The 19,170-nt window shown below is 66.9% G+C and carries 17 protein-coding genes; 7 read left to right on the top strand and 10 right to left on the bottom strand.

Annotation, left to right across the window (positions count from 1 at the left end; translation table 11 throughout):
* The first annotated feature begins 14 nt into the window (after positions 1-14).
* The 3 genes from N4G42_RS17290 to N4G42_RS17280 all read left to right on the top strand — a co-directional run bounded on the left by N4G42_RS17290 (position 15) and on the right by N4G42_RS17280 (position 2,650).
* Complete coding sequence (locus N4G42_RS17290) at positions 15-620, top strand: hypothetical protein (protein ID WP_099730785.1); 606 nt, start codon at positions 15-17, stop codon at positions 618-620.
* Between the two features lie 167 nt (positions 621-787).
* On the top strand, positions 788-1,309 hold the full coding sequence (locus N4G42_RS17285) for a GNAT family N-acetyltransferase (protein ID WP_056065189.1): 522 nt from the start codon (positions 788-790) through the stop codon (positions 1,307-1,309).
* A gap of 174 nt (positions 1,310-1,483) precedes the next feature.
* Positions 1,484-2,650, top strand: a complete 1,167-nt coding sequence (locus tag N4G42_RS17280) for a class I SAM-dependent methyltransferase (protein ID WP_260668038.1) — start codon at positions 1,484-1,486, stop codon at positions 2,648-2,650.
* 16 nt (positions 2,651-2,666) lie between these two features.
* On the opposite strand, the gene N4G42_RS17275 is transcribed toward N4G42_RS17280, so the two are convergent.
* Positions 2,667-3,200, bottom strand: a complete 534-nt coding sequence (locus N4G42_RS17275) for a hypothetical protein (protein ID WP_260668036.1) — start codon at positions 3,198-3,200, stop codon at positions 2,667-2,669.
* 271 nt (positions 3,201-3,471) lie between these two features.
* On the opposite strand from N4G42_RS17275, the gene N4G42_RS17270 reads away from it, so the two are divergent.
* Positions 3,472-4,449 carry a tRNA-dihydrouridine synthase gene (locus N4G42_RS17270; protein ID WP_056064926.1) on the top strand — a complete coding sequence of 326 codons (978 nt, stop codon included), beginning with the start codon at positions 3,472-3,474 and terminating at the stop codon, positions 4,447-4,449.
* 20 nt (positions 4,450-4,469) lie between these two features.
* Here N4G42_RS17270 and N4G42_RS17265 read toward each other — a convergent pair whose 3' ends face one another.
* Positions 4,470-6,407, bottom strand: a complete 1,938-nt coding sequence (locus N4G42_RS17265; protein WP_260668035.1) for a phospholipase D family protein — start codon at positions 6,405-6,407, stop codon at positions 4,470-4,472.
* 148 nt (positions 6,408-6,555) lie between these two features.
* Positions 6,556-7,758, bottom strand: coding sequence for an ammonium transporter (locus tag N4G42_RS17260; protein WP_260668034.1), 1,203 nt, complete (start codon positions 7,756-7,758; stop codon positions 6,556-6,558).
* 210 nt (positions 7,759-7,968) lie between these two features.
* Here N4G42_RS17260 and N4G42_RS17255 point away from each other — a divergent pair, with 210 nt between their 5' ends.
* The gene (locus N4G42_RS17255) at positions 7,969-9,228 is read left to right on the top strand and encodes a PA0069 family radical SAM protein (RefSeq protein ID WP_260668033.1); all 1,260 of its coding nucleotides are present in this window, start codon (positions 7,969-7,971) and stop codon (positions 9,226-9,228) included.
* Between the two features lie 61 nt (positions 9,229-9,289).
* On the opposite strand, the gene N4G42_RS17250 is transcribed toward N4G42_RS17255, so the two are convergent.
* Positions 9,290-10,372: a sodium-dependent bicarbonate transport family permease gene (locus tag N4G42_RS17250; protein ID WP_260668032.1), complete on the bottom strand. Its 1,083-nt coding sequence runs from the start codon at positions 10,370-10,372 to the stop codon at positions 9,290-9,292.
* Between the two features lie 89 nt (positions 10,373-10,461).
* Between N4G42_RS17250 and N4G42_RS17245 the strand changes: the two genes are divergently transcribed.
* Complete coding sequence (locus N4G42_RS17245; protein ID WP_260668031.1) at positions 10,462-11,361, top strand: LysR family transcriptional regulator; 900 nt, start codon at positions 10,462-10,464, stop codon at positions 11,359-11,361.
* Between the two features lie 117 nt (positions 11,362-11,478).
* Here the strand turns inward: N4G42_RS17245 and N4G42_RS17240 are convergent, their stop codons facing one another.
* The 3 genes from N4G42_RS17240 to N4G42_RS17230 form a co-directional block, all read right to left on the bottom strand.
* Entirely contained in the window at positions 11,479-12,519 is a 1,041-nt protein-coding gene (locus N4G42_RS17240) for a DMT family transporter (RefSeq protein ID WP_260668030.1), read from the bottom strand.
* 185 nt (positions 12,520-12,704) lie between these two features.
* Entirely contained in the window at positions 12,705-12,992 is a 288-nt protein-coding gene (locus N4G42_RS17235; protein WP_056747009.1) for a GNAT family N-acetyltransferase, read from the bottom strand.
* A 100-nt stretch (positions 12,993-13,092) separates the two neighbouring features.
* Positions 13,093-13,962, bottom strand: a complete 870-nt coding sequence (locus N4G42_RS17230) for a LysR family transcriptional regulator (protein WP_056064917.1) — start codon at positions 13,960-13,962, stop codon at positions 13,093-13,095.
* 137 nt (positions 13,963-14,099) lie between these two features.
* Between N4G42_RS17230 and N4G42_RS17225 the strand changes: the two genes are divergently transcribed.
* The gene (locus N4G42_RS17225; protein WP_260668029.1) at positions 14,100-15,134 is read left to right on the top strand and encodes an NAD(P)H-quinone oxidoreductase; all 1,035 of its coding nucleotides are present in this window, start codon (positions 14,100-14,102) and stop codon (positions 15,132-15,134) included.
* Positions 15,135-15,210: 76 nt separating this feature from the next.
* On the opposite strand, the gene N4G42_RS17220 is transcribed toward N4G42_RS17225, so the two are convergent.
* The 3 genes from N4G42_RS17220 to N4G42_RS17210 all read right to left on the bottom strand — a co-directional run bounded on the left by N4G42_RS17220 (position 15,211) and on the right by N4G42_RS17210 (position 19,127).
* Complete coding sequence (locus N4G42_RS17220; RefSeq protein ID WP_260668028.1) at positions 15,211-16,929, bottom strand: phosphoethanolamine transferase; 1,719 nt, start codon at positions 16,927-16,929, stop codon at positions 15,211-15,213.
* A 36-nt stretch (positions 16,930-16,965) separates the two neighbouring features.
* Complete coding sequence (fghA, locus tag N4G42_RS17215) at positions 16,966-17,838, bottom strand: S-formylglutathione hydrolase (RefSeq protein ID WP_260668027.1); 873 nt, start codon at positions 17,836-17,838, stop codon at positions 16,966-16,968.
* A 173-nt stretch (positions 17,839-18,011) separates the two neighbouring features.
* The gene (locus N4G42_RS17210) at positions 18,012-19,127 is read right to left on the bottom strand and encodes an S-(hydroxymethyl)glutathione dehydrogenase/class III alcohol dehydrogenase (RefSeq protein ID WP_015015063.1); all 1,116 of its coding nucleotides are present in this window, start codon (positions 19,125-19,127) and stop codon (positions 18,012-18,014) included.
* Positions 19,128-19,170 lie beyond the last annotated feature (43 nt).

Here is a 19,170-nt window from a genome sequence, read left to right as displayed (position 1 = left end):
TTCAAAGGGTTCCCATGACGATCAATGCACACACCCATGGCGCCAGCACCTCCGAAGCAGGCCTGCACCACAGCGAACGACGACCCGCGGCCAACCCTGGCGCAGCCCATGCGGGCACGGGCCTGGGGGGCAACAGCGTGGCGCTCATCGTGCAGGAGCACTGCCCCGACATGCTGGCGGCAGCCGGCGTGGTGATCGAGCACCTGGACGCCCAGGCTGGCACCTGGCAGTTCTCGGCCGACGCTGGGCAGACCTGGCGTGGCATCCGCACCGACCTGATCAACCGGCCGGGCAACCTGGGCCTGGCGCTGGACCGCGACGCGCGCCTGCGGGTGCTGCCCTTTGGCGGCCACCGGGTGACGGGGGCACGGGTGGCGTTCCATACGGTGCAGCGCAGCCATGGCCAGGGCAACGGCAGCTACCGCGCGTATGCCAGCGAAGACCGCGATGGCGGTTCGCGCACCGTCACCCTGGTGCTCAGCCTCGCGGCCATCAACGGCGCGCCTCCGGCAGTGCATGTGCCCCGCCCCCGCAACAAGCGCGCGATGGTGCAGCGCGCAGCGGCAGCGGCCACTGCGGCTGCGGGCAGCGCCTTGTCGGGCGCCATGGTCATGGCCTGAGGGTTGGCTGCGGGCCCCTGCGCATGCGGGGCGTGGGGGGCGAAAAGCGAGGCTGGGAGGCGTGACCGACAGGGCCGCGCTACCCGCCTGTCAGGGTGGAAAAACCGTTTGCGGCGACAATGCCGGTCCTTTTGTTTTTTCATTCCTCGTTTTCGTTCGGTTTTTTCATGTCAAGTATCCAGGTTCGTCCCGCTACGCTTCGCGATGCCAAAGCCATCGCCCAGATCCACACTGTCTCTGCCCAAGAGGCTTACAAAGGACTGGTGCCAGACGAGCAGTTGAAATCCATGTCGGTCGAAAAGCGCCAGGCCTACTGGCGCGAGGCCATTGAATATTGCGAGCCCCAGGTCCAGGTGGCGGTCGATGGCGAGAAGATCGTCGGCTTTGTCGGCTACGACCGCTCGCGCGATGAAAAGTCCCGCCCCACCACTGGTGAAATCTGGGCCATCTACGCGGCCCCCACCCATTGGAACCAGGGCGTGGGTCTGGCCCTGTGGGACGCCGCTCGTGATGGCCTGCAAGAAGAAGGCTGCACCAACGTCACCGCCTGGGTGCCGCTGCGCAATGAGCGCGCGCTGCGCTTTCATGAGCTGGCCGGCTTCAAGCGCGAGCTGTCCACCGCCAAGACCGCCGTGATCGGCGGCGTGAAGATCGAAGAAGTGCGCCTGAAGCGCCCGATCAACGCATAAAGTGCGACGACACCCCCCTGCGCCGCTGCGCTCGTTCCCTCCGCTCTGGCTTCGCTGCGCTGCGCGGGCAGGGGGACGATGCCTTCGCTGCAGGGCGGCCCTTGCTCGGCATCCCCGGCCTGCCGCGCGCCTGTTTCCCATACTACGGACTGTGCGCGGCACTGTCAGACTCTGATGCCAACAAATCCTTCCACCATCCACTGGACCCACCAGGGCCAGCCCCAGCAAGCCCTGTGGCGCTCCGAGAGTGGCGCCTCCGCGCCGCGCCGGGTAGAGGGGGCTGACGACACGCTGGCCGCCGACACGGCTTACCGCATGGCCTGTGAGGGGACGGGGTTGCTGTGGCAGGGTGATTTCCAGAACGCGCGGCACCTGCTGCAAGCGCTGATGCGCCGGGCCGACAAGAAGCCCCGCAAGGCGGCTGCAAAAGCGTCCCAGAAACTGGCGGCGGCCACGGCGGCCGAAGCGTTTCACCTGCACCGCCAGGCACAGGCGCAGCGCGCGCGGGTGCTGGCGTCGGTGCTGATTCCGCTGGAGGGGGACTACAGCGTTGCGCTGCGTCGCGCGCCCGACTGGCGCCAGGCCTGCACAGAGGCCTGGGGGCCTGCGACCGGCGAGCGCTCTGTGGCCACGCTGCGCGAGCTGCTGGGGCTGGTGGGCGCGCATGAGTGGCGCAAGAAAGGGGTCGAAATCCCTGCGCTGGGTGCTCCGCCGCTCAACCGCATTCACCCGCACTATGGTGTGTTCTCGCCGGTGCGTGGCGAATACGTGGGGCTGGTGGCAGCAGCACCTTTGCCCAGCAAGGCCCTGGCGTTTGATATTGGCGTGGGCACGGGGGTGTTGTCGGCCGTGCTGGCGCGCCGTGGCGTGCAGCGCGTGGTGGCCACCGACCAGGATCCCCGGGCACTGGCCTGTGCGCGCGAGAACCTGCAGCGCCTGCAGCTGCTCGACCGTGTCGAGTTGCAGCAAGCGGACCTGTTTCCACCGGGCCGGGCGCCGCTGGTGGTGTGCAACCCCCCCTGGGTGCCGGCGCGCGCCAACTCGCCCATCGAACACGCCGTGTACGACGAAGGCAGCCGCATGCTCAAGGGTTTTCTGGCGGGTTTGGCGGCACACCTGGAGCCCGGCGGCGAGGGCTGGCTGATCTTGTCGGACCTGGCCGAACACCTGGGCCTGCGCCCGCGCGCACATCTGCTGGCCTGGATTGCCGAGGCTGGCCTGGTGGTGCGTGGCCGCCACGATGTCAAGCCGGTGCATGCCAAGGCTGCCGACGCGCAGGATGCGCTGCACGCTGCGCGTGCGGCCGAGGTCACGTCTCTGTGGCGGCTTGCTGCGGCCTGAACCCGCACAGACCGGCTCAACTCAGCAGCGCGGGCTGCGTAGTGGCAAAGTTTTCAGCCACCGGGCTGGTGGGCAGCAACTGGTCCAGCCGCTCACGCAGGCTGGCGGCACGCTCGGCGCCTGCAGCGAGTGCCACTTCTTCAAACATGGCTTCGCCCACGTCCAGCATGCTGGTGCGGTCCTTGGCAGCGCGCAGCGCCTCGCGGAAATGCTGTGCCAGCACAGGGTCGCGGCGCGCAAACAGGCGCTCGCAGGTGTCAAACAGGTACATGCGCGCACCGGCCAGCGACCGCAGGGACTCACCCGGTGCCGGGCGCTCGACGGAGGGTGCGGCGGGCTCCGGCGTGGGCGGCAGGTCTGCCGGCCCGGTCAGGTAGCCCTGGCGCATCAGGTTCTCGACAATCTGCGCGCCAATGCCGTTGTACATGGCTTGCAGGTCTGACAGCGGTTTGCCGTCGGCCAGCAGGAGCAGAGAGCGTTCGCGCAGGCTCAGGGTGCGCACACCAGGCGAGAGTTCCAGGCGGGCTTTGTCGGTTTTTTGCAGCAGCATGGGGTGTCTCCGTGGCGGTCGGTCTCTGGAGCGACGATTCCACCAGCCGGGCGTGACGCCGTGATGACCCCCTTGGGATGTCCTGCATCACAATCGTGGGCTGGCTGGCGCTGCCTCAAGCGCCGATTGCCTGCGCAATTGCTCCTTATTTGATAGCTGCTTGGGCATATTGCACTAGCGCTTGGTGCTATTTTTGTTTGAATTTTGCTGCTGAGTGCCTGTGGAGGCTCTTTTTTCGGAGAGGGCTCATCGAGCCAGCAGAGCCCGTGACATGACCTTGCTGCTCGCCCCGATGGAGGGGCTTCTGGATTTTGTGCTGCGCGATGTGCTGACCCGCGTGGGCGGCGTGGACCGCTGCGTGTCGGAGTTCATCCGCATCACCGGCACCCTGCTGCCCGACAAGGTGTTCCTGCGCTACGTGCCCGAGTTGCGCAACGGCAGCCGTACCTTGGCCGGGGTGCCCGTGCGGGCCCAGTTGCTGGGCTCCGACCCGGTCAGCATGGCCGAGAACGCGGCGCGCCTGGCGGCGCTGGGCCCCGAGGGGATCGACCTGAACTTCGGTTGCCCCGCCAAGGTGGTCAACCGCCACGGCGGTGGCGCGGCGCTGCTGCAGGAGCCTGAGCGCATTGCGGCGGTGGTGGCTGCGGTGCGCCGCGCCGTGCCGGCGCACCTGCCGGTGTCGGCCAAGATGCGCCTGGGGTTCAACGACACCCACCTGATGCGTGAATGTGCCCAGGCCATGCAGGCAGGGGGCGCTGCTGAGCTGGTGGTGCACGCGCGCACCAAGGCCGATGGCTACCGCCCACCGGCCTACTGGGAGCACATCCCCACCATCCGCGCGGCGGTCACCATCCCGGTGGTGGCCAATGGCGAGATCTGGACGGTGGCCGACGCGCAGCGCTGCCGTGAAGTGTCGGGCTGCGACGCGCTAATGCTGGGGCGCGGCATCGTGGCGGACCCCGGCCTGGCACGCGCCATTCGCGCTGCCGATGCAGGACGTCCGGACACGGACACCGTGGTTTGGGCCGATCTGGTGCCACACCTGGCCGCCTTCTGGCAGCTGGTGTGCGACGACCTGGAGCCGCGCCAGCGCGCGGGGCGCCTCAAGCAATGGCTTAACCTGTTGCGCCGCCGGTTTGCCGAGGCCGAGGTGGCGTACCAGCATGTGCGCACCATGACGGACCAGCGGGCGATCACCGTGTGGGTGGCGGACTTGCAGGCGCAAGCCCAGAGCGCCCACGGCGCTTAGGACAGGGTCTCAGGCCGCTGCTACAGCAGGTGGTCGGGCGCCAGGGGGCCCAGCAGCTGCAGCATCAGCCGCAGCGGGGCACTGGCGTCGGGCTCGGTCGTGGCGTCTGGCAGCCCGCTGCCCTCGGGGGCGCGCCAGCGCAGGCCCTGGTCGGTGGCCTGCACCTGCCACGCGGATTCTTTCAGCGCCGTGTCGATCTGAGTGAGGGCGCGGCGAGACAGCTCCGTGCTGCGGATCAGCAGCGCCACCTCGGTGTTCTGCCGCTGCGAGCGCATGTCCAGGTTCATCGACCCCACTGCCAGCAGTCGGCCGTCCACGATCATCAGCTTGGAGTGCAGCATGGCGCGCGAGCTGCCTTGCGAACCCACGGCACCCGCGCCGCCGCCCATGCTGCCCGATACGCCCAGCGCTCCCCGCAGCACCCCTGGCAGTTCGCTGTGCATCTCGTACAGCTCCACCCCCATGGCAAGCAGCTGCGGCCGGTGGCGGGCATAGCCGGCATGCGCAATGGGCGCGTCGTTGGAGGCCAGCGAATTGGTCAGCACCCGCACCCGCACGCCGCGCGCCCTCGCCGCCGCAAAGGCGGCCTCCATGTCCGGCCCCGGCACAAAGTAGGGCGAGATGATGAGCAGGTCACGCCGCGCTTGGCCCATGAGCTGCAACAGCCCGTCCACCACGGTGTCGGTTTGGGCCTCGGTGGCTTCGGGGCTTGCGCGGGGGCTGTCGGGTGGCGCGCCGTTGGAAGATGCGGTGGCGCTATCGGCCGTCGGCAGCACGCGGGGTGGGGGGGCTGCCGCGCTGTCGGCCGCCGGTATCGTGCGGGAGCCCGAGACCAAGGCGGCAGCAGCGGCCTTGGGGCTGTGGGTCGCCCCTGCGGCGGCGCTGGCGCCTGGGCCCGGCGGCGGCGCTGCCAAGGCCAGAGCAGCCCCATTGCCCGTCCCTGCGCTGTCGGCCGGAATCTTGGCAGGCTGGTCCACCAGCACGGCCGCCGCAGCCCAGACGAAGGGCGTGCGCTCCAGGTCCATGGGCTCGTAGTTCCAGATGCGTGCCCGCTGCGCAGCGGTGGTGCCTGGCCCCATGTCGGGCGGCAGGCGGTCTGGGGCGGTGGTGCCACCCTGGCCTGCGACACGGCGTCTTCGCCCTTCGTCGGCCACACGGATGCTGTCGCGCAAGTGGTCAAGCTCGCCCTGTGTGATGAGCGACTGCACCGGGTAGGCGCGCTCGTTGTTCCAGTAGCTGTCAAAGCTGCGCGACAGGTCCCGCACGATGGGACCTGCCGCCAGCACGTCCAGGTCCACAAAGTTGCCCGAGTCGGCATTGCCGAAATAGGCATCACCCAGGTTGCGGCCCCCGGTCACTGCCATGGCGTTGTCGGCAATGAACAGCTTGTTGTGCATGCGCTGCTGCACGCGCGAGAAGTCGCCCAGCAGGCCCAGCATGCGGCCAATGGGAGACCCCCTTGCGCCCGTGAGGGGGTTGAACATGCGCATCTCGATGTTGGGCACAAACGCCAGCCGCATCACCTGCGCATCACGCCCGGTGCTGTGGAAGTCGTCCAGCAGTACGCGCACCCGCACGCCGCGCTGGGCTGCTGCCATCACGCTGAGCAGCAGGCGTTCGCTGCTGGCGTCTGCGTGGATCGCGTAGTACTGCAGGTCCAGGGTTTTCTGTGCGGCGTCCACCAGTGCCAGGCGGCTGCTGTAGGCGGCTTGCGGGCCGCTGAGCAGCGCAAACCCCGAAGCGTGCCGCGCCCCTTCGGGGACCCTGCGTGCTGCTACCAACTGGCCCAGGGGGGTATCGCCAGGGGCCGACCAGGCTGCCGACACCGGGCGGTCCACATCCTTGGGCAGGCCCGCACAACCGGCAAGGGCCATGGCAACCACCACCAGCGCCATGCCCAGCCAGCCGGGGCGGGCCCGCAGGGGCAGGGTCAAGGACAAGGAGGGCAAAGACAACATGGCGCGATTGTGACCGTGGAGCCGCTGGGGCGCAGGGCTCAGGTATAGCCGTGCGCCGGCCCAGGCGATGTCAGACGGGGCGCCAAGGCGACGGCTGGGCCTTGCACCAGGCGTGGTGCCGGGCCCGGGCCGCCGCCGGTTGGGCTGGCTACCAGCTCACTTCGCGGTCGGGCGTGGCGCTGATCTTGTGGATGCTCAGGTCGGCGCCGTCAAACTCTTCTTCCTGTGTCAGGCGGATACCCACCGTCTGCTTGAGGATGCCGTACACCGCCACGCCGCCAACCAGGGCCCAGAGCACGCCCAAGCCGGTGCCGATGAGCTGGGCCGACAGGCTGACCCCGCCCAGCCCGCCCAACGCCTTGCTGCCAAAGATACCCGCAGCCAGTCCGCCCCAAGTGCCGCACAGCCCGTGCAGCGGCCATACGCCCAGCACGTCGTCGATCTTCCATTTGTTTTGCGTCAGGGTGAACATCAGCACAAAAATGGCCCCGGCCACCGCGCCGACCACCAGCGCACCCAGCGGGTGCATGAGGTCCGAGCCCGCACACACGGCCACCAGACCCGCCAGCGGGCCGTTGTGCACAAAGCCGGGGTCGTTCTTGCCCAGCACCAGGGCGGCCAGCGTGCCGCCCACCATGGCCATCAGCGAGTTCACCGCGACGAGGCCCGAAAGCTTGTCCACGGTCTGCGCGCTCATCACATTGAAGCCGAACCAGCCCACCACCAGCACCCAGGCGCCCAGCGCCAGGAACGGGATGTTGGACGGCGGGTGGGCCGAGATCGCACCGTCCTTGCGGTAGCGGTTGGCGCGAGAGCCCAGCAGGATCACCGCCGGCAACGCAATCCAGCCGCCCATGGCGTGCACCACCACCGAGCCCGCAAAGTCGTGGAACTCTTCGCCCGTCAGCGCCTTGATCCAGCCCTGCACGCCAAAATGCTGGTTCCAGGCAATACCCTCAAAAAACGGGTACACAAAGCCCACGATGACTGCTGTTGCCAGCAGTTGCGGCCAAAACTTGGCGCGCTCCGCGATGCCGCCCGACACAATGGCTGGAATGGCTGCCGCAAACGTGAGCAAGAAGAAGAACTTGACCAGCGCATAGCCGCTTTGCTGCGCCAGCGATTCGGCACCGATGAAGAAATGCGTGCCGTAGGCCACTGTGTAGCCGACCACAAAATAGACCACCGTGGACACCGAAAAGTCCACCAGGATCTTGACCAGCGCATTCACCTGATTCTTTTTGCGGACTGTGCCCAGCTCCAGAAACGCAAACCCGGCGTGCATGGCCAACACCATGATCGCCCCGAGCAAGATGAACAAGGCATCTGTGCCCTGTTTGAGTGCTTCCATAACGTCCTCGCGATAGTGATTGATCGACTCTGGTGCGTTTTCATCCGACGCCACAGATTTGCACCAAGTTGAAGCAAGAAGTGCGCCAGGAGTTGGTGCAAGGCTTTGCACCGAATTGGGGCTTTGCCAGAGGGTGGGTTTGTAGGTGGCGGACAAATACTGTATAAATAAACAGTTTTATCGTGCATGCTGCTCCACCACTCGATCGCCATGAGTTCACTTGACCCTCCCGACGACGACCTGCCTGCACGGCCGCAGGACATCCGCATTCCGCTGCAGGCCATCCGCGGGCGCGGTGCCGCCACGGCCATGGCCCACCGCTTTGCCAAAGACCAGCGCGAACGTGCGGATGATGGGTGGAACCATCCGCGCGCCCTTGGCAGGGCCGAGGGCGTGGAGCAGGGTGGCACGGGTACGGCTGAGGGTGGCAGCCCGAACGGCAGGGGGGCTGAAGAGGGTGATGCATGGGGCGGGGGCGACGAGGGAGCCTGCGCCAGCCCCTCACCCGCCACCCGCGTGCATTTCGAGACGGCACGCAGCGCCATCTGCGCCAACGACTCGCCAGACATCTTTTTTGAACTCTCGGTCAACCCCTACCGGGGCTGCGAGCACGGCTGCATCTACTGCTACGCCCGTCCCACACACAGCTACCTCAATTTTTCGCCCGGGCTCGACTTTGAGACGCAGATCGTGGCCAAGCACAACGTGGCGCAGGTGTTGTGTCAAGAGCTTGCACAGCCGCGTTACGTGCCGCGTTTGCTCAACATCGGCTCCGCCACCGACTGCTACCAGCCCGTGGAGCGTGACCTGAAGCTCACGCGCAGCGTGATCGAAGTGATGCGCGAGGCGCGCCACCCGTTTTCGCTGATCACCAAATCCAGCGGCGTGGAGCGCGACCTGGACCTGCTCGCCCCGCTGGCAGCGCAGCGCTTGGCGGCGGTGTACATCACCATCACCACACTCGACGCTGCGCTGGCTCGCCGCATGGAACCCCGCGCCGCCGCGCCCCACCGGCGCCTGCGCACCATCCGTGCGCTGGCCGAGGCGGGTGTGCCGGTGGGCGTGAGCGTGGCGCCCCAGATCCCGTTCATCACCGAAGACATGGAGCAGGTACTGGAGGCCGCACGCGAGGCCGGTGCGCGCACCGCGTTCTACACTGTGCTGCGGCTACCGTGGGAGCTGGATGCATTGTTTCGAGAGTGGCTCGCCGTGCACTACCCGCAGCGTGCAGCGCGCGTCATGGCCCGGGTGCAAGACCTGCACCCCCTGACCGGGGCCCAGCGCGCAGCCGGCAAGACCTATGACAGCGACTTTGCCACCCGCATGAAAGGCAGCGGGCTCTGGGCCGACCTGCTGCGCCAGCGGTTTGCCAACATCTGCCGCCGCCTGGGGCTCAACCGGGAGCGCGAGGGGCTGGACCTGGGGCAGTTCAGGCCAGGGCTGCTGAAAGGGCAGGGGAGCCTCTTCTAGATCCCGTGCCCTTCTCCTTGCACTTTGCACTGCGCGCCGCAGGCCGCAATGCGTTGCCTCGTCAGCCCCCCCACACCCGCTGTACCACCTGCGTGTACAGCGGAATACCCACCAGGATGTTCAGCGGAAACGTCACCCCCAGCGAGAGGCTCACATACAGCGACGGGTCGGCTTCGGGGATGGCATAGCGCACCACGGCAGGCACCGCGATGTAGGACGCGCTGGCGGCCAGCACCATGAGCAGCACGGCATCCCCCGTGGGCACCTGCAGCAGCCAGGCCAGCGCCAGGGCCAGACTGGCGTGCGTCAGCGGCCCCAGCACCGCGTAAGCCAGCAGCCATGGCGACTGCTTGCGCACCGCAGGCAGGTTGCGAGCCGTGGACAGGCCCATGTCCAGCAAGAACAGGCACAGCATGCCCTTGAACAGATCGCCCGAGAACGGCTGCATGGCCGCCTTGCCAGCATCGCCAGTCACCATGCCGATCACCATGGCGCCCAGCAGCAGCAACTGGGTGCCGTCGGTGAATGATTCGTGCAGGATCTTGCCCACCGACAGGTGAGGCCCCGGCTTGCCAGGTGCGCCCCCTGCGCTTGCGCCACCCAGCGCGGGGCCCCCTGCCGACGCCATGGCGACCACCGGTGGCACGCGCAGGAGGGGGCTTGTGGGGGTGATTGCCAACGACTGAGCCACCGACTGCCGCTGCCGCATCGCATTGGCCAGCATCACCGCCAGGATGATGGCGGGCGACTCCATCAGCGCCATGGCTGCCGCCATGTAGCCGCCGTAGGCAATGTGCTGTGACTCCAGGTACTGCGTGGCCGTCACAAAGGTCACGGCGCTGACCGATCCGTAGGTGGCTGCGACCGCCGCCGCGTTGAAGCCCGACAGCACCCGCCGCAGCAGCGCATAGCCCACCAGCGGCACCACCACGGCCAGCAGCACCGCCAGCCCCAGACTGCTGGCCACACTGGGTGTCAGGCCTGAAGCCGCCAAGGCAAACCCGCCCTTGAGGCCCAGCGCCATCAGCAGGTAGATGGACAAGAACTTCGAGATCGCCGCCGGCATCTCCAGGTTGGATCGGACCAGGCCCGCAAACACTCCCAGGGCAAAAAACAAAATCGCGGGGTCCAGCAAGCTTTGCATCATTCAACTCCTTGTTGGGGGTCGATGCTAGGGATGTGTGGCTGCAAAGTAAAATCGATTCGAACGCGTTTATCTATAGATAAAAATCTATGAACATCACCTTTCGCCAGCTGCGGCTGTTCCTGGCGCTGGCCGAGACGGGCAGCGTCAGCGCCGCTGCCAAGGTCATGCATGTCACGCAGCCCACGGCCTCCATGCAGTTGCGTGAGGTGACCCAGGCCGTGGGCCTGCCGCTGTACGAGGTGGTCTCACGCCGTGTACACCTGACCGAGGCGGGACAGGCCCTGGCCCGCACTGCGCGTGCCATTGCGGGCGAGTGGGATGCGTTCGAGCAGCGTGTGTCGGGCGCCAAGGGCCTCACCAGCGGGCGCCTCAAGGTCGCCGTGGTCAGCACCGCCAAGTACTTTGTGCCCCGCCTGCTGGGCAGCTTCTGCAAGCTGCACCCGCAGATCGATATCTCGCTGGAGGTACTCAACCGCGACCACGTCATCACCCGCCTGCGCAGCAATCTGGACGACCTCTACGTCATGTCCATGCCGCCTGCGGATTTGCCGCTGGAGGACCAGATCCTCATGCCGAACCCGCTGGTTGTCATCGCCCCTGCAGGCCACCCCCTGGCCGCCAAAAAGCGCATCAAGCTCGCGCAATTGCAGACGGAGCGTTTCATCCTGCGCGAAAAAGGCTCCGGCACCCGCATGGCCACCGACGCCCACCTGCGCCAACTGGGTTTTGCGCCCAGCGCATTGCTGGAGCTGGGCAGCAACGAAGCCATCAAGGAGTCGGTGGAGGGCCAGCTGGGCGTTTCCATCGTCTCTCACCACGCCCTGGGTCCGCACCACGAGGGGCTTGCCGTGCTCAACGTGCAAGGCTTTCCCATCCAGTCGCAGTGGCACCTGGTCTGGCCCAAGGGCAAGCAGCTGTCACCGATTGCCGAGGTGTTCCGGGCGCATTTGGTGGGAGAGGTGGAGGGCTGGATGGCACTGCGCTAATTGCGCACCCTGCGGGCTCGCCAACGGCGCGTCCCTTGGTGATGACTGGGGGGCGCTTAACGCTGAATGCCGTGCTGCCTGCAAAGGGACGGCCCCGCCACAAGCGGGTGTTCGGTCTCAATGGACATGCCGATGGTGGATGTCCGGGTAGTGCGGATGCGTGTGCTTCAGTGGCAGGTGCGTGTGTCGGTGGCTGTGTTTGCCGCTGCCGCAATGCTCTACGCCATGCGCGTGCTGGTGGTGCTCGTCATGTTCGTGTTCGTGCTCGTGTTCCAGCGCTTCGTGTTGGTGCTCATGGCTGTGGTGTTCCGTGAGGTGCAACCACACCCCCAGGCCCATCAGCGCAGCGGCCATCCAAAACACCCACGAGGTTGGCTCCGAGAACACCAACAAGGACACAACCACCCCCATGAAGGGCGCGGTGGAGAAGTACGCTCCCGTGCGGGCTGTGCCGAGCCCGCGCAATGCCAGCACAAACAGCACAAGGCTCAGTCCGTATCCCAAAAGGCCGACAGCCATCGTTGCAGACAGTGTGGCCCACGAAGGCCAGGCGGCGCCCATGCTGATGGCCAGCGTGGTGTTGACCGACCCCGCGATCAGGCCCTTGATGCTGGCAACGAAGAGCGCGTCGGAGGCAGAAACCTTGCGTGTGAGGTTGTTGTCGATGGCCCAGCACAAGCAGGCCAGGCCCACCAGCCAGGAGCCCGTGCCGCCGGGTTGCCACGGAGAGCCGGTCTGCCAGCCCAGGGCAATGCCTCCCACCACGATGGCAAGCATGCCCCCCACGATGCGCCGGTCGGCGTTTTCTTTGAACACCCACCAGGCAATGACTGCGGTCAGCACCGCTTCCAGATTCAACAACAGCGAAGCCGTGGCGCCGCTCGTGGAGCGCAGTCCAAGCATCAGCGCCACCGGCCCCACCACGCCTCCAAACAGCACGGCGCCCAGGAGCCAGGGCCATTCATTCAAGGGAATGCCAGAGGGCTTGAGCCCGCCATCGCGGACCACACGCACCAGGGCCAGTCCCAGGCCGCTGCCCAGATACAGAAGGCCTGCCAGCAGCACCGGTGGCAGGTCGCCCGTCAGCAGCTTGGCAAATGGGGTGCTGGCGCCAAAGAGCACCGCTGCGCCCAGGGCGTAAATGACGCTTTGATCCATGGCTGAATTTTCTACCTGAAGGCCCCTGGCGTCTTCAGCGGCTGTGGGCTCACAGGACTAGAGTCACTCCACCATCGATGCGCGCGGGTTGCGCCGCCCATCCACGGGCAAGGGCGTTCTTTGCCATGACCCGCAGTGACCAGCAATGGACCGCCTCGGGCGGGCACCACTGTCAGCGGGCCTGTTTACACCAGCACGTCCCGCAAAGACACGTCCTTGTCGAACTGCGCCTTGGCGAACGGGCACAGCGGGACCACCTTGGTGCCTGTGGCCCTGGCCCATTGAACCAGTGCGTCGAGCAGCGCGCGCCCCACACCCTGGCCGCCGAGCGATGGGTCCACCTCGGTGTGGTCCACGATGATCATCGTGGCGTTGGTGCGGCTGTAGGTCATCTCGGCCAGGCGCTGGCCGTTGCGCTCGATGTAGAACGCACCTTTGGCGTCCTGTTCCTGGTGGTGAATGGTGTGTGGCATGTTGGGGCGCAAGGGGTATGGGTCTGCGTCAGAGTATGGTGCATCCTGTGCTGCAGTGGGGGCCCGGCCCGGCGGGGCGGGCTCCATCGGCTTGCGGCGCCTACTGGACTTGGAATGCCTCGGACAGAAACTCTGCGGTGGCGCGCACCCGGGCCGTGCGTTGCAGGTCGGGGTGCATGACTTGCCAGACCTCGTAGTCGGTCGCCCGGCGGCGCTCGGGCCAGATGCGCACCAGGCCTTCGCGCGCCCCCATCCACACCGGCATTTCACCCAGGCCAATGCCCGCCGCCACGCCCTTGCGCACCAACAGGCTGGAGCGCACGGCCAGCGCAATCCGGGCCTGGCGCGCAGGCACGCCCGCCATGGTCAGAAACGGGCTTTGCTCCAGGTAAGGCGCGTAGGCCACCAGGTGGTGGCCGCGCAGTTCGTCCTCTGGCACCGGCATGCCAAAACGCTCGACATAGCCCGCACTGGCGAACAGGCCCACAGGCCACGACACCACGCGGCGCACCACGAGGTCGGGCGTCTCGGGCCGGACGTTGCGGAAAGCGATGTCCACCTGGCGGCGGCTGAGGCTGAGCAACTGGGTGGACACCTCCAGGTCCACGCGAATGTGGGGCCAGTGCTGTTGCAGGCGCTCAATGGCGGGCATGAGCAGGTCGATGGCGATCGAGTCAGTGCTGGTCACGCGCACCAGGCCGCCGGGGCTGGTGTCCTGGCCCTCGATGCGGGTGCGCAGGTCTAGGGCCGCGCTTTCCATGCGGCGGGCGGCGGCAAGCGCTGTCTCGCCTGCAGCGGTGAGCAGGTAGCCGTCCTTGGCACGCAGAAACAGCTTGGCGCCCAGTTCGGCCTCCAGCGCGTTCAGCCTCCGCCCGACGGTGGCCTGGTCCACGCCCAGGCTGCGCGCGGCGGCGCGCAAGGAGGGCGCGCGGGTCAGGGCAAGAAAGATGCGGGTGTCGTCCCAGTTCATGGCCGTATGGAGGTTGCGGATGATGGGTGAGTGTGATGCAAATTTGCATCGCTGTAGAGCGAAATTGCTGCGTTTAAATCACTGCGTGGCGCCCTATCCTTCAAGGCACTGAAACCATTGCTTGAGGAGTAACACCCATGTCCACACCAGCGGCCGAACAACCTGCAAACCCACAACCCACCATGCAAGCCATCGTGTTCGATGACTTCGGCGGCCCGGAAGTGCTGGTGGCGCGCGAGATCCCTGTCCCCGAGGTGCGCCCGCACGACCTGCTGGTGCGCAACGCCGCCATCGGCGTCAACCGGGCCGACCTGCTGCACCGCAAAGGGGCCTATGGCCGCGCCTACTTTGGCGATGCCGACACCATGGGGCTGGAGATTGCGGGCACGGTGGTCGCCATGGGGCCCGAGGTGCAAGGCTTTGCCGGGGGCGACCGCGTGATGGGCATCGTGGGCGGCGGTGCCTACGCCGAGCTGTCGCGCATCGACCACCGCATGGCCATGCCGGTGCCGGATGGCATCGACCTGGTGGCCGCAGGCGCCGTGGCCGAGGTGTTCGTGACCGCGCACGAGGCGCTGTTCCACCTGGCGCGCTTGCACGCGGGCGAGTCGGTGCTGATCCATGCGGCGGCGGGCGGCGTGGGATCAGCCGCCGTGCAGCTGGCCCATGCGGCGGGTGCGCGCGTGTTTGCCACGGCGGGGGGCGACAAGCGCGGCGCCGTGCTGGGTTGCGGGGCCGATGTGTTCATCGACTACCGCAGCGAAGACTTTCAGGCGGTGGTGGACCAGGCCACGCAGGGCCGGGGCGTGGATGTGGTGATCGACTTCATCGGGGCTCCGTACCTGCAGCGCAACGTGCGGTCTCTGGCCGACGGCGGACGCCTGGTGTCGGTGGGGCTGCTGGGCGGTGCGCAGGGTGCGGAGCTGCCCATGGATGTGCTGCTGTACCGACACCTGCAGATTTTTGGCACCGTGATGAAGTCCCGCCCGCCCGAGGTCAAGCAGGCCATGGTGCAGCGGTTTGCCCAGCAGTGGCTGCCAGCCTTGGCCGCTGGAGTGATCCGGCCGGTGATCGACAGCACGTTTGCACTGGCCGATGCTGCACAGGCCCATCGGCGCATGGAGTCTGGCGCCAGCATCGGCAAGATTCTGTTGTTGCCCCAAGGGAGCTGAGCTGGCTGCGCCCTGCGCCACACCTTTGTGGCACAGGGCTGCCGGGGCCGTCCGCCTGGCCCCGCCTCGGTCCGTCTCAGCCCGCCGCGGCGGGCTTGCGGCACGCGGCAAACATGTCCAGCTCGGTGTTGTACGCCTCGGTCTTCACATCCATCAGGCCCAGTACCGAGTGGAAGTAGTGGTCGTGCGTGATGCGTCGCTCGCCCAGGTCTTGCTGCAGGCAGCCCGTGGCGAGGTGGGTGCGCGCCTGCATGGTGGGTGACAGCCAGGTGATCCAGGGCACGTGTTTTTGCACGTCGGGGGCAATGGAGTAGGGCAGACCGTGCAGGTAAATGTTGTTCTCGCCCAGCGACTCGCCATGGTCTGCTACGTAAATCATAGCTGTCTGGGCATATTGTTCCTGCGCTCCCAGCCACTGGAGCACTGAATCGAGGAAATGGTCGGTCTCGACGATGCTGTTGTCGTAGGCGTTGACCACCTGCTCGCGCTGGCATTCCTGCAAGGCAGTGGAGGTGCATTCGGGGCCAAACTTCTTGTTCTCGGGCGCGGAACGCTTGTAGTACGCGGGGCCGTGGCTGCCCATCTGGTGCATCACCACCACGGTGCCACGCTGGCGCTGCTCGGCAGGCAGGGCGGCGATCTGGGCGTCCAGGTCCTTGAGCATCACGCGGTCCAGGCACTCGCCGCCAGCGCACAGGGCGGGGTCTTTCTGGGTGCTGGTAATGGTCTCGCCCACGCGGTCGCACACGCCCTTGCAGCCCGACTGGTTGTCCACCCACAGCACCGCAAGGCCGGCGTGGTGCAGCACGTCGATCAGGCTTTCGTAGTTGGCCGAGCGGCCTTCGTAGCCTGTGCGGCCCAGGTGCGAATACATGCAGGGCACCGACGCGGCGGTGCTGGTGCCGCAGGACCAGGCATTGCGCGCACTCACCAGGTCTTTGCGGGCTGACAGGCGTGGAGTGGTGTCGCGCTCATAGCCGTTCAGGCCAAAGTTGCCGCTGCGGCCCGTCTCGCCCAGCACCAGCACCAGCAGCGGGGGCTTGGCCTGGCTGGCGTAGCTGGCGCCCAGCTGGGCGTCACGGCCCAGGGGCAGGATCTTGCTGGTGTCCATGCGCAGGGGCTTGGTGGCAATGTTGCCCAGCGCGTACACGCTGTTGAGCGGGTTGATCAGGTAGCGCAGCTTGGTGTGGTTGCGCATGGTCGATGCAAAGTCCTGGAACACCAGCAGCAGGCACACCACGATGACGGCGATGGAGCCCGCCAGCAGCAGGCCGTTGTGCGCCACATGGCGCAGCGCGGTCAGGCGCTGCACGGGACGGCGGTACAGCCACAACAGGGGCGGCACGGCCAGGATGAGCACGGTGCCCAGCATGCGCAGGTTGAGCAGGTCGCCTGCTTCCTTCACGTCGGTCTGCATCACGTTGACCAGCATGCTGGCGTCGATGGCGATGCCGTAGGCCAGCATGAAGTACGCGCCAAACGCGGCCATCAGCACCAGCACCAGCACGGCGGGCTTGAGCGTCCAGCGCCAGGCCAGCAGGCTCAGCAGCGCGGCGTTGCCCGCCGCGACGATGAGCGCAAACGCCAGTGCAAAGCCCCAGCCACGCAGGCTGCCCTGGCCGGGCAGCTGGGCCACCTCTTGCCACAGCGGGACGTTGCAGGCCGTGGCCAGCCAGGTGCTGACCAGCACCACCACCCATGCGGGGTGCAGGGGGCGGGGTGCAGGGGAGGCGGAGGGAGGCTCCGAGCGTGAAGCCGAGGCAAAGGGCAGCAGGCGCCGCAGGGACAAAAGCATAGCCCGCTAGTGTGCTGCCAGTTGCTTAAGTGCGCATTAATGTCCGGCGCCAAGACCCCGCGCATGGTGGGCCAAATGGTCGCCCACAAAGCTCTGCACAAAGTAGTAGCCGTGGTCGTAACCCGCATGCCGGCGCAGCGTGAGCGGCTGGCCGATGGCCTGGCACGCGGCCTCGAACAGGTGGGGGTGCAGCTGGTCGGCCAGGAATTTGTCGTCCAGCCCCTGGTCGATGAGGATGCCCGCCGGGTAGGGCGCGATGGGCTGGTGCTGCATCAGCACCGTGGCATCGTGCTCCAGCCAGGTGGTGCGGTCGGGGCCCAGGTAGCCGGTGAAGGCCTTTTCGCCCCAGGGGCACTGGGTGGGCGCGCAGATGGGCGCAAAGGCCGACACCGTCTTGAACCGGCCGGGGTGGCGCAGGGCGAGTGTGAGCGCGCCGTGCCCGCCCATGCTGTGGCCGAAGATGCCCAGGCGCTGCCCGTCGATGGGCAGGTGCTCGCCCACCAGGGGCAGCAGCTCTTGCAGCAGGTAGCTCTCCATGCGCCAGTGCGTGTTCCAGGGGCTCTGCGTGGCGTCGAGGTAGAAGCCCGCGCCCACGCCAAAGTCCCAGCTGGCCGTGGCGCCGGGCAGGGCCAACACGGCCTCGCCGCGCGGGCTGGTGTCGGGCGCGATCAGGGCCAGGCCCAGTTCGGCGGCCACGCGCTGGGCTCCGGCCTTGATGGCAAAGGTCTCCTCGATGCAAGTCAGCCCCGCCAGGTACAACACGGCGGGCACAGGGCCCTGTTGTGCCTGGGGTGGCAGGTACACCGAGAACTTCATCGGCAGGCCGATGGTGGTGGAGGTGTGCTGGTAAAAGCGCTGCTCGCCGCCAAAACAGGCGTGTCTGCTGAGCAGATCCAGTGGAGTGGTCATGGTGATTGCTGCTGAATTGATAGCTGCTCAGGCAATATCTCGTAGCGCTTGAGGCAGTTTTCGCTTGGAGGGACCCTAAAAGACGGCTCCAAGCCGTTTTTCATGGCCCGTCGGGGCCAGCACCCAGAGTGCCCGGTTGTCTCTGGGGCTGTGGGCGCTGGCGAGTAGCCGAGTTACGCGGCGTATTTGACGACCGAGCGGATCGACTTGCCTTCGTGCATCAAGTCAAAGGCTTCGTTGATGTCCTTCAGGCCCATGGTGTGGGTCACAAAGGGCGCGAGCTGGATCTTGCCGGCCATCGCGTCTTCGACCATGCCGGGCAGCTCGCTGCGGCCCTTGACGCCGCCAAACGCCGTGCCCAGCCACTTGCGGCCGGTGACGAGCTGGAAGGGGCGGGTGCTGATCTCTTGCCCCGCGCCTGCCACGCCGATGATGACCGACTGGCCCCAGCCCCGGTGCGCGCACTCCAGCGCAGCACGCATCACGTTGACGTTGCCGATGCACTCAAAGCTGTGGTCCACGCCCCAGGTCGTCATCTCCACGATGACCTGCTGGATCGGCTTGTCGAAGTCCTTGGGGTTCACGCAGTCGGTCGCGCCAAAGGTGCGGGCCAGGTCGAACTTGGAGGGATTGGTATCGATGGCGATGATGCGCCCGGCCTTGGCCAGCTTGGCGCCCTGAATCACGGCCAGGCCAATGCCGCCCAGGCCAAACACGGCCACGGTGTCGCCCTCTTGCACCTTGGCGGTGTTCTTGACGGCGCCCAGGCCCGTGGTCACGCCGCAGCCCAGCAGGCAGACCTGCTCGGGGTTGGCGTTGGGGTTGACCTTGGCGAGCGACACCTCGGCCACCACGGTGTATTCGCTGAAGGTGCTGCAGCCCATGTAGTGGTAAATGGGCTGGCCGTTGTAGCTGAAGCGCGTGGTGCCGTCGGGCATCACGCCCTTGCCCTGTGTGGCGCGCACGCTCACGCACAGGTTGGTCTTGCCGCTCTTGCAGAACAGGCACTCGCCGCATTCGGCGGTGTACAGCGGGATGACGTGGTCGCCGGGCTTCACGCTGGTCACGCCTTCGCCCACTTCAACCACGATGCCCGCGCCTTCATGGCCCAGCACCACGGGGAACAGGCCTTCGGGATCGTCACCGCTCAGGGTAAAGGCGTCGGTGTGGCACACGCCGGTGTCGGTGATCTTGATGAGCACTTCGCCCTTTTTGGGCGGGGCGACGTCGATCTCGACGATCTGCAGGGGTTCTCCAGCTTTGAAGGCGACGGCGGCACGGGATTTCATGGGGTGGTCCTTTCGGTCAATCGGGTAGCGAATGCGGGTGGGT

The sequence above is a fragment of the Acidovorax sp. K2F genome, assembly GCF_025246485.1.
GTDB lineage: Bacteria > Pseudomonadota > Gammaproteobacteria > Burkholderiales > Burkholderiaceae_C > Acidovorax > Acidovorax delafieldii.
This window is presented reverse-complemented; position numbering and strand designations above follow the sequence as displayed.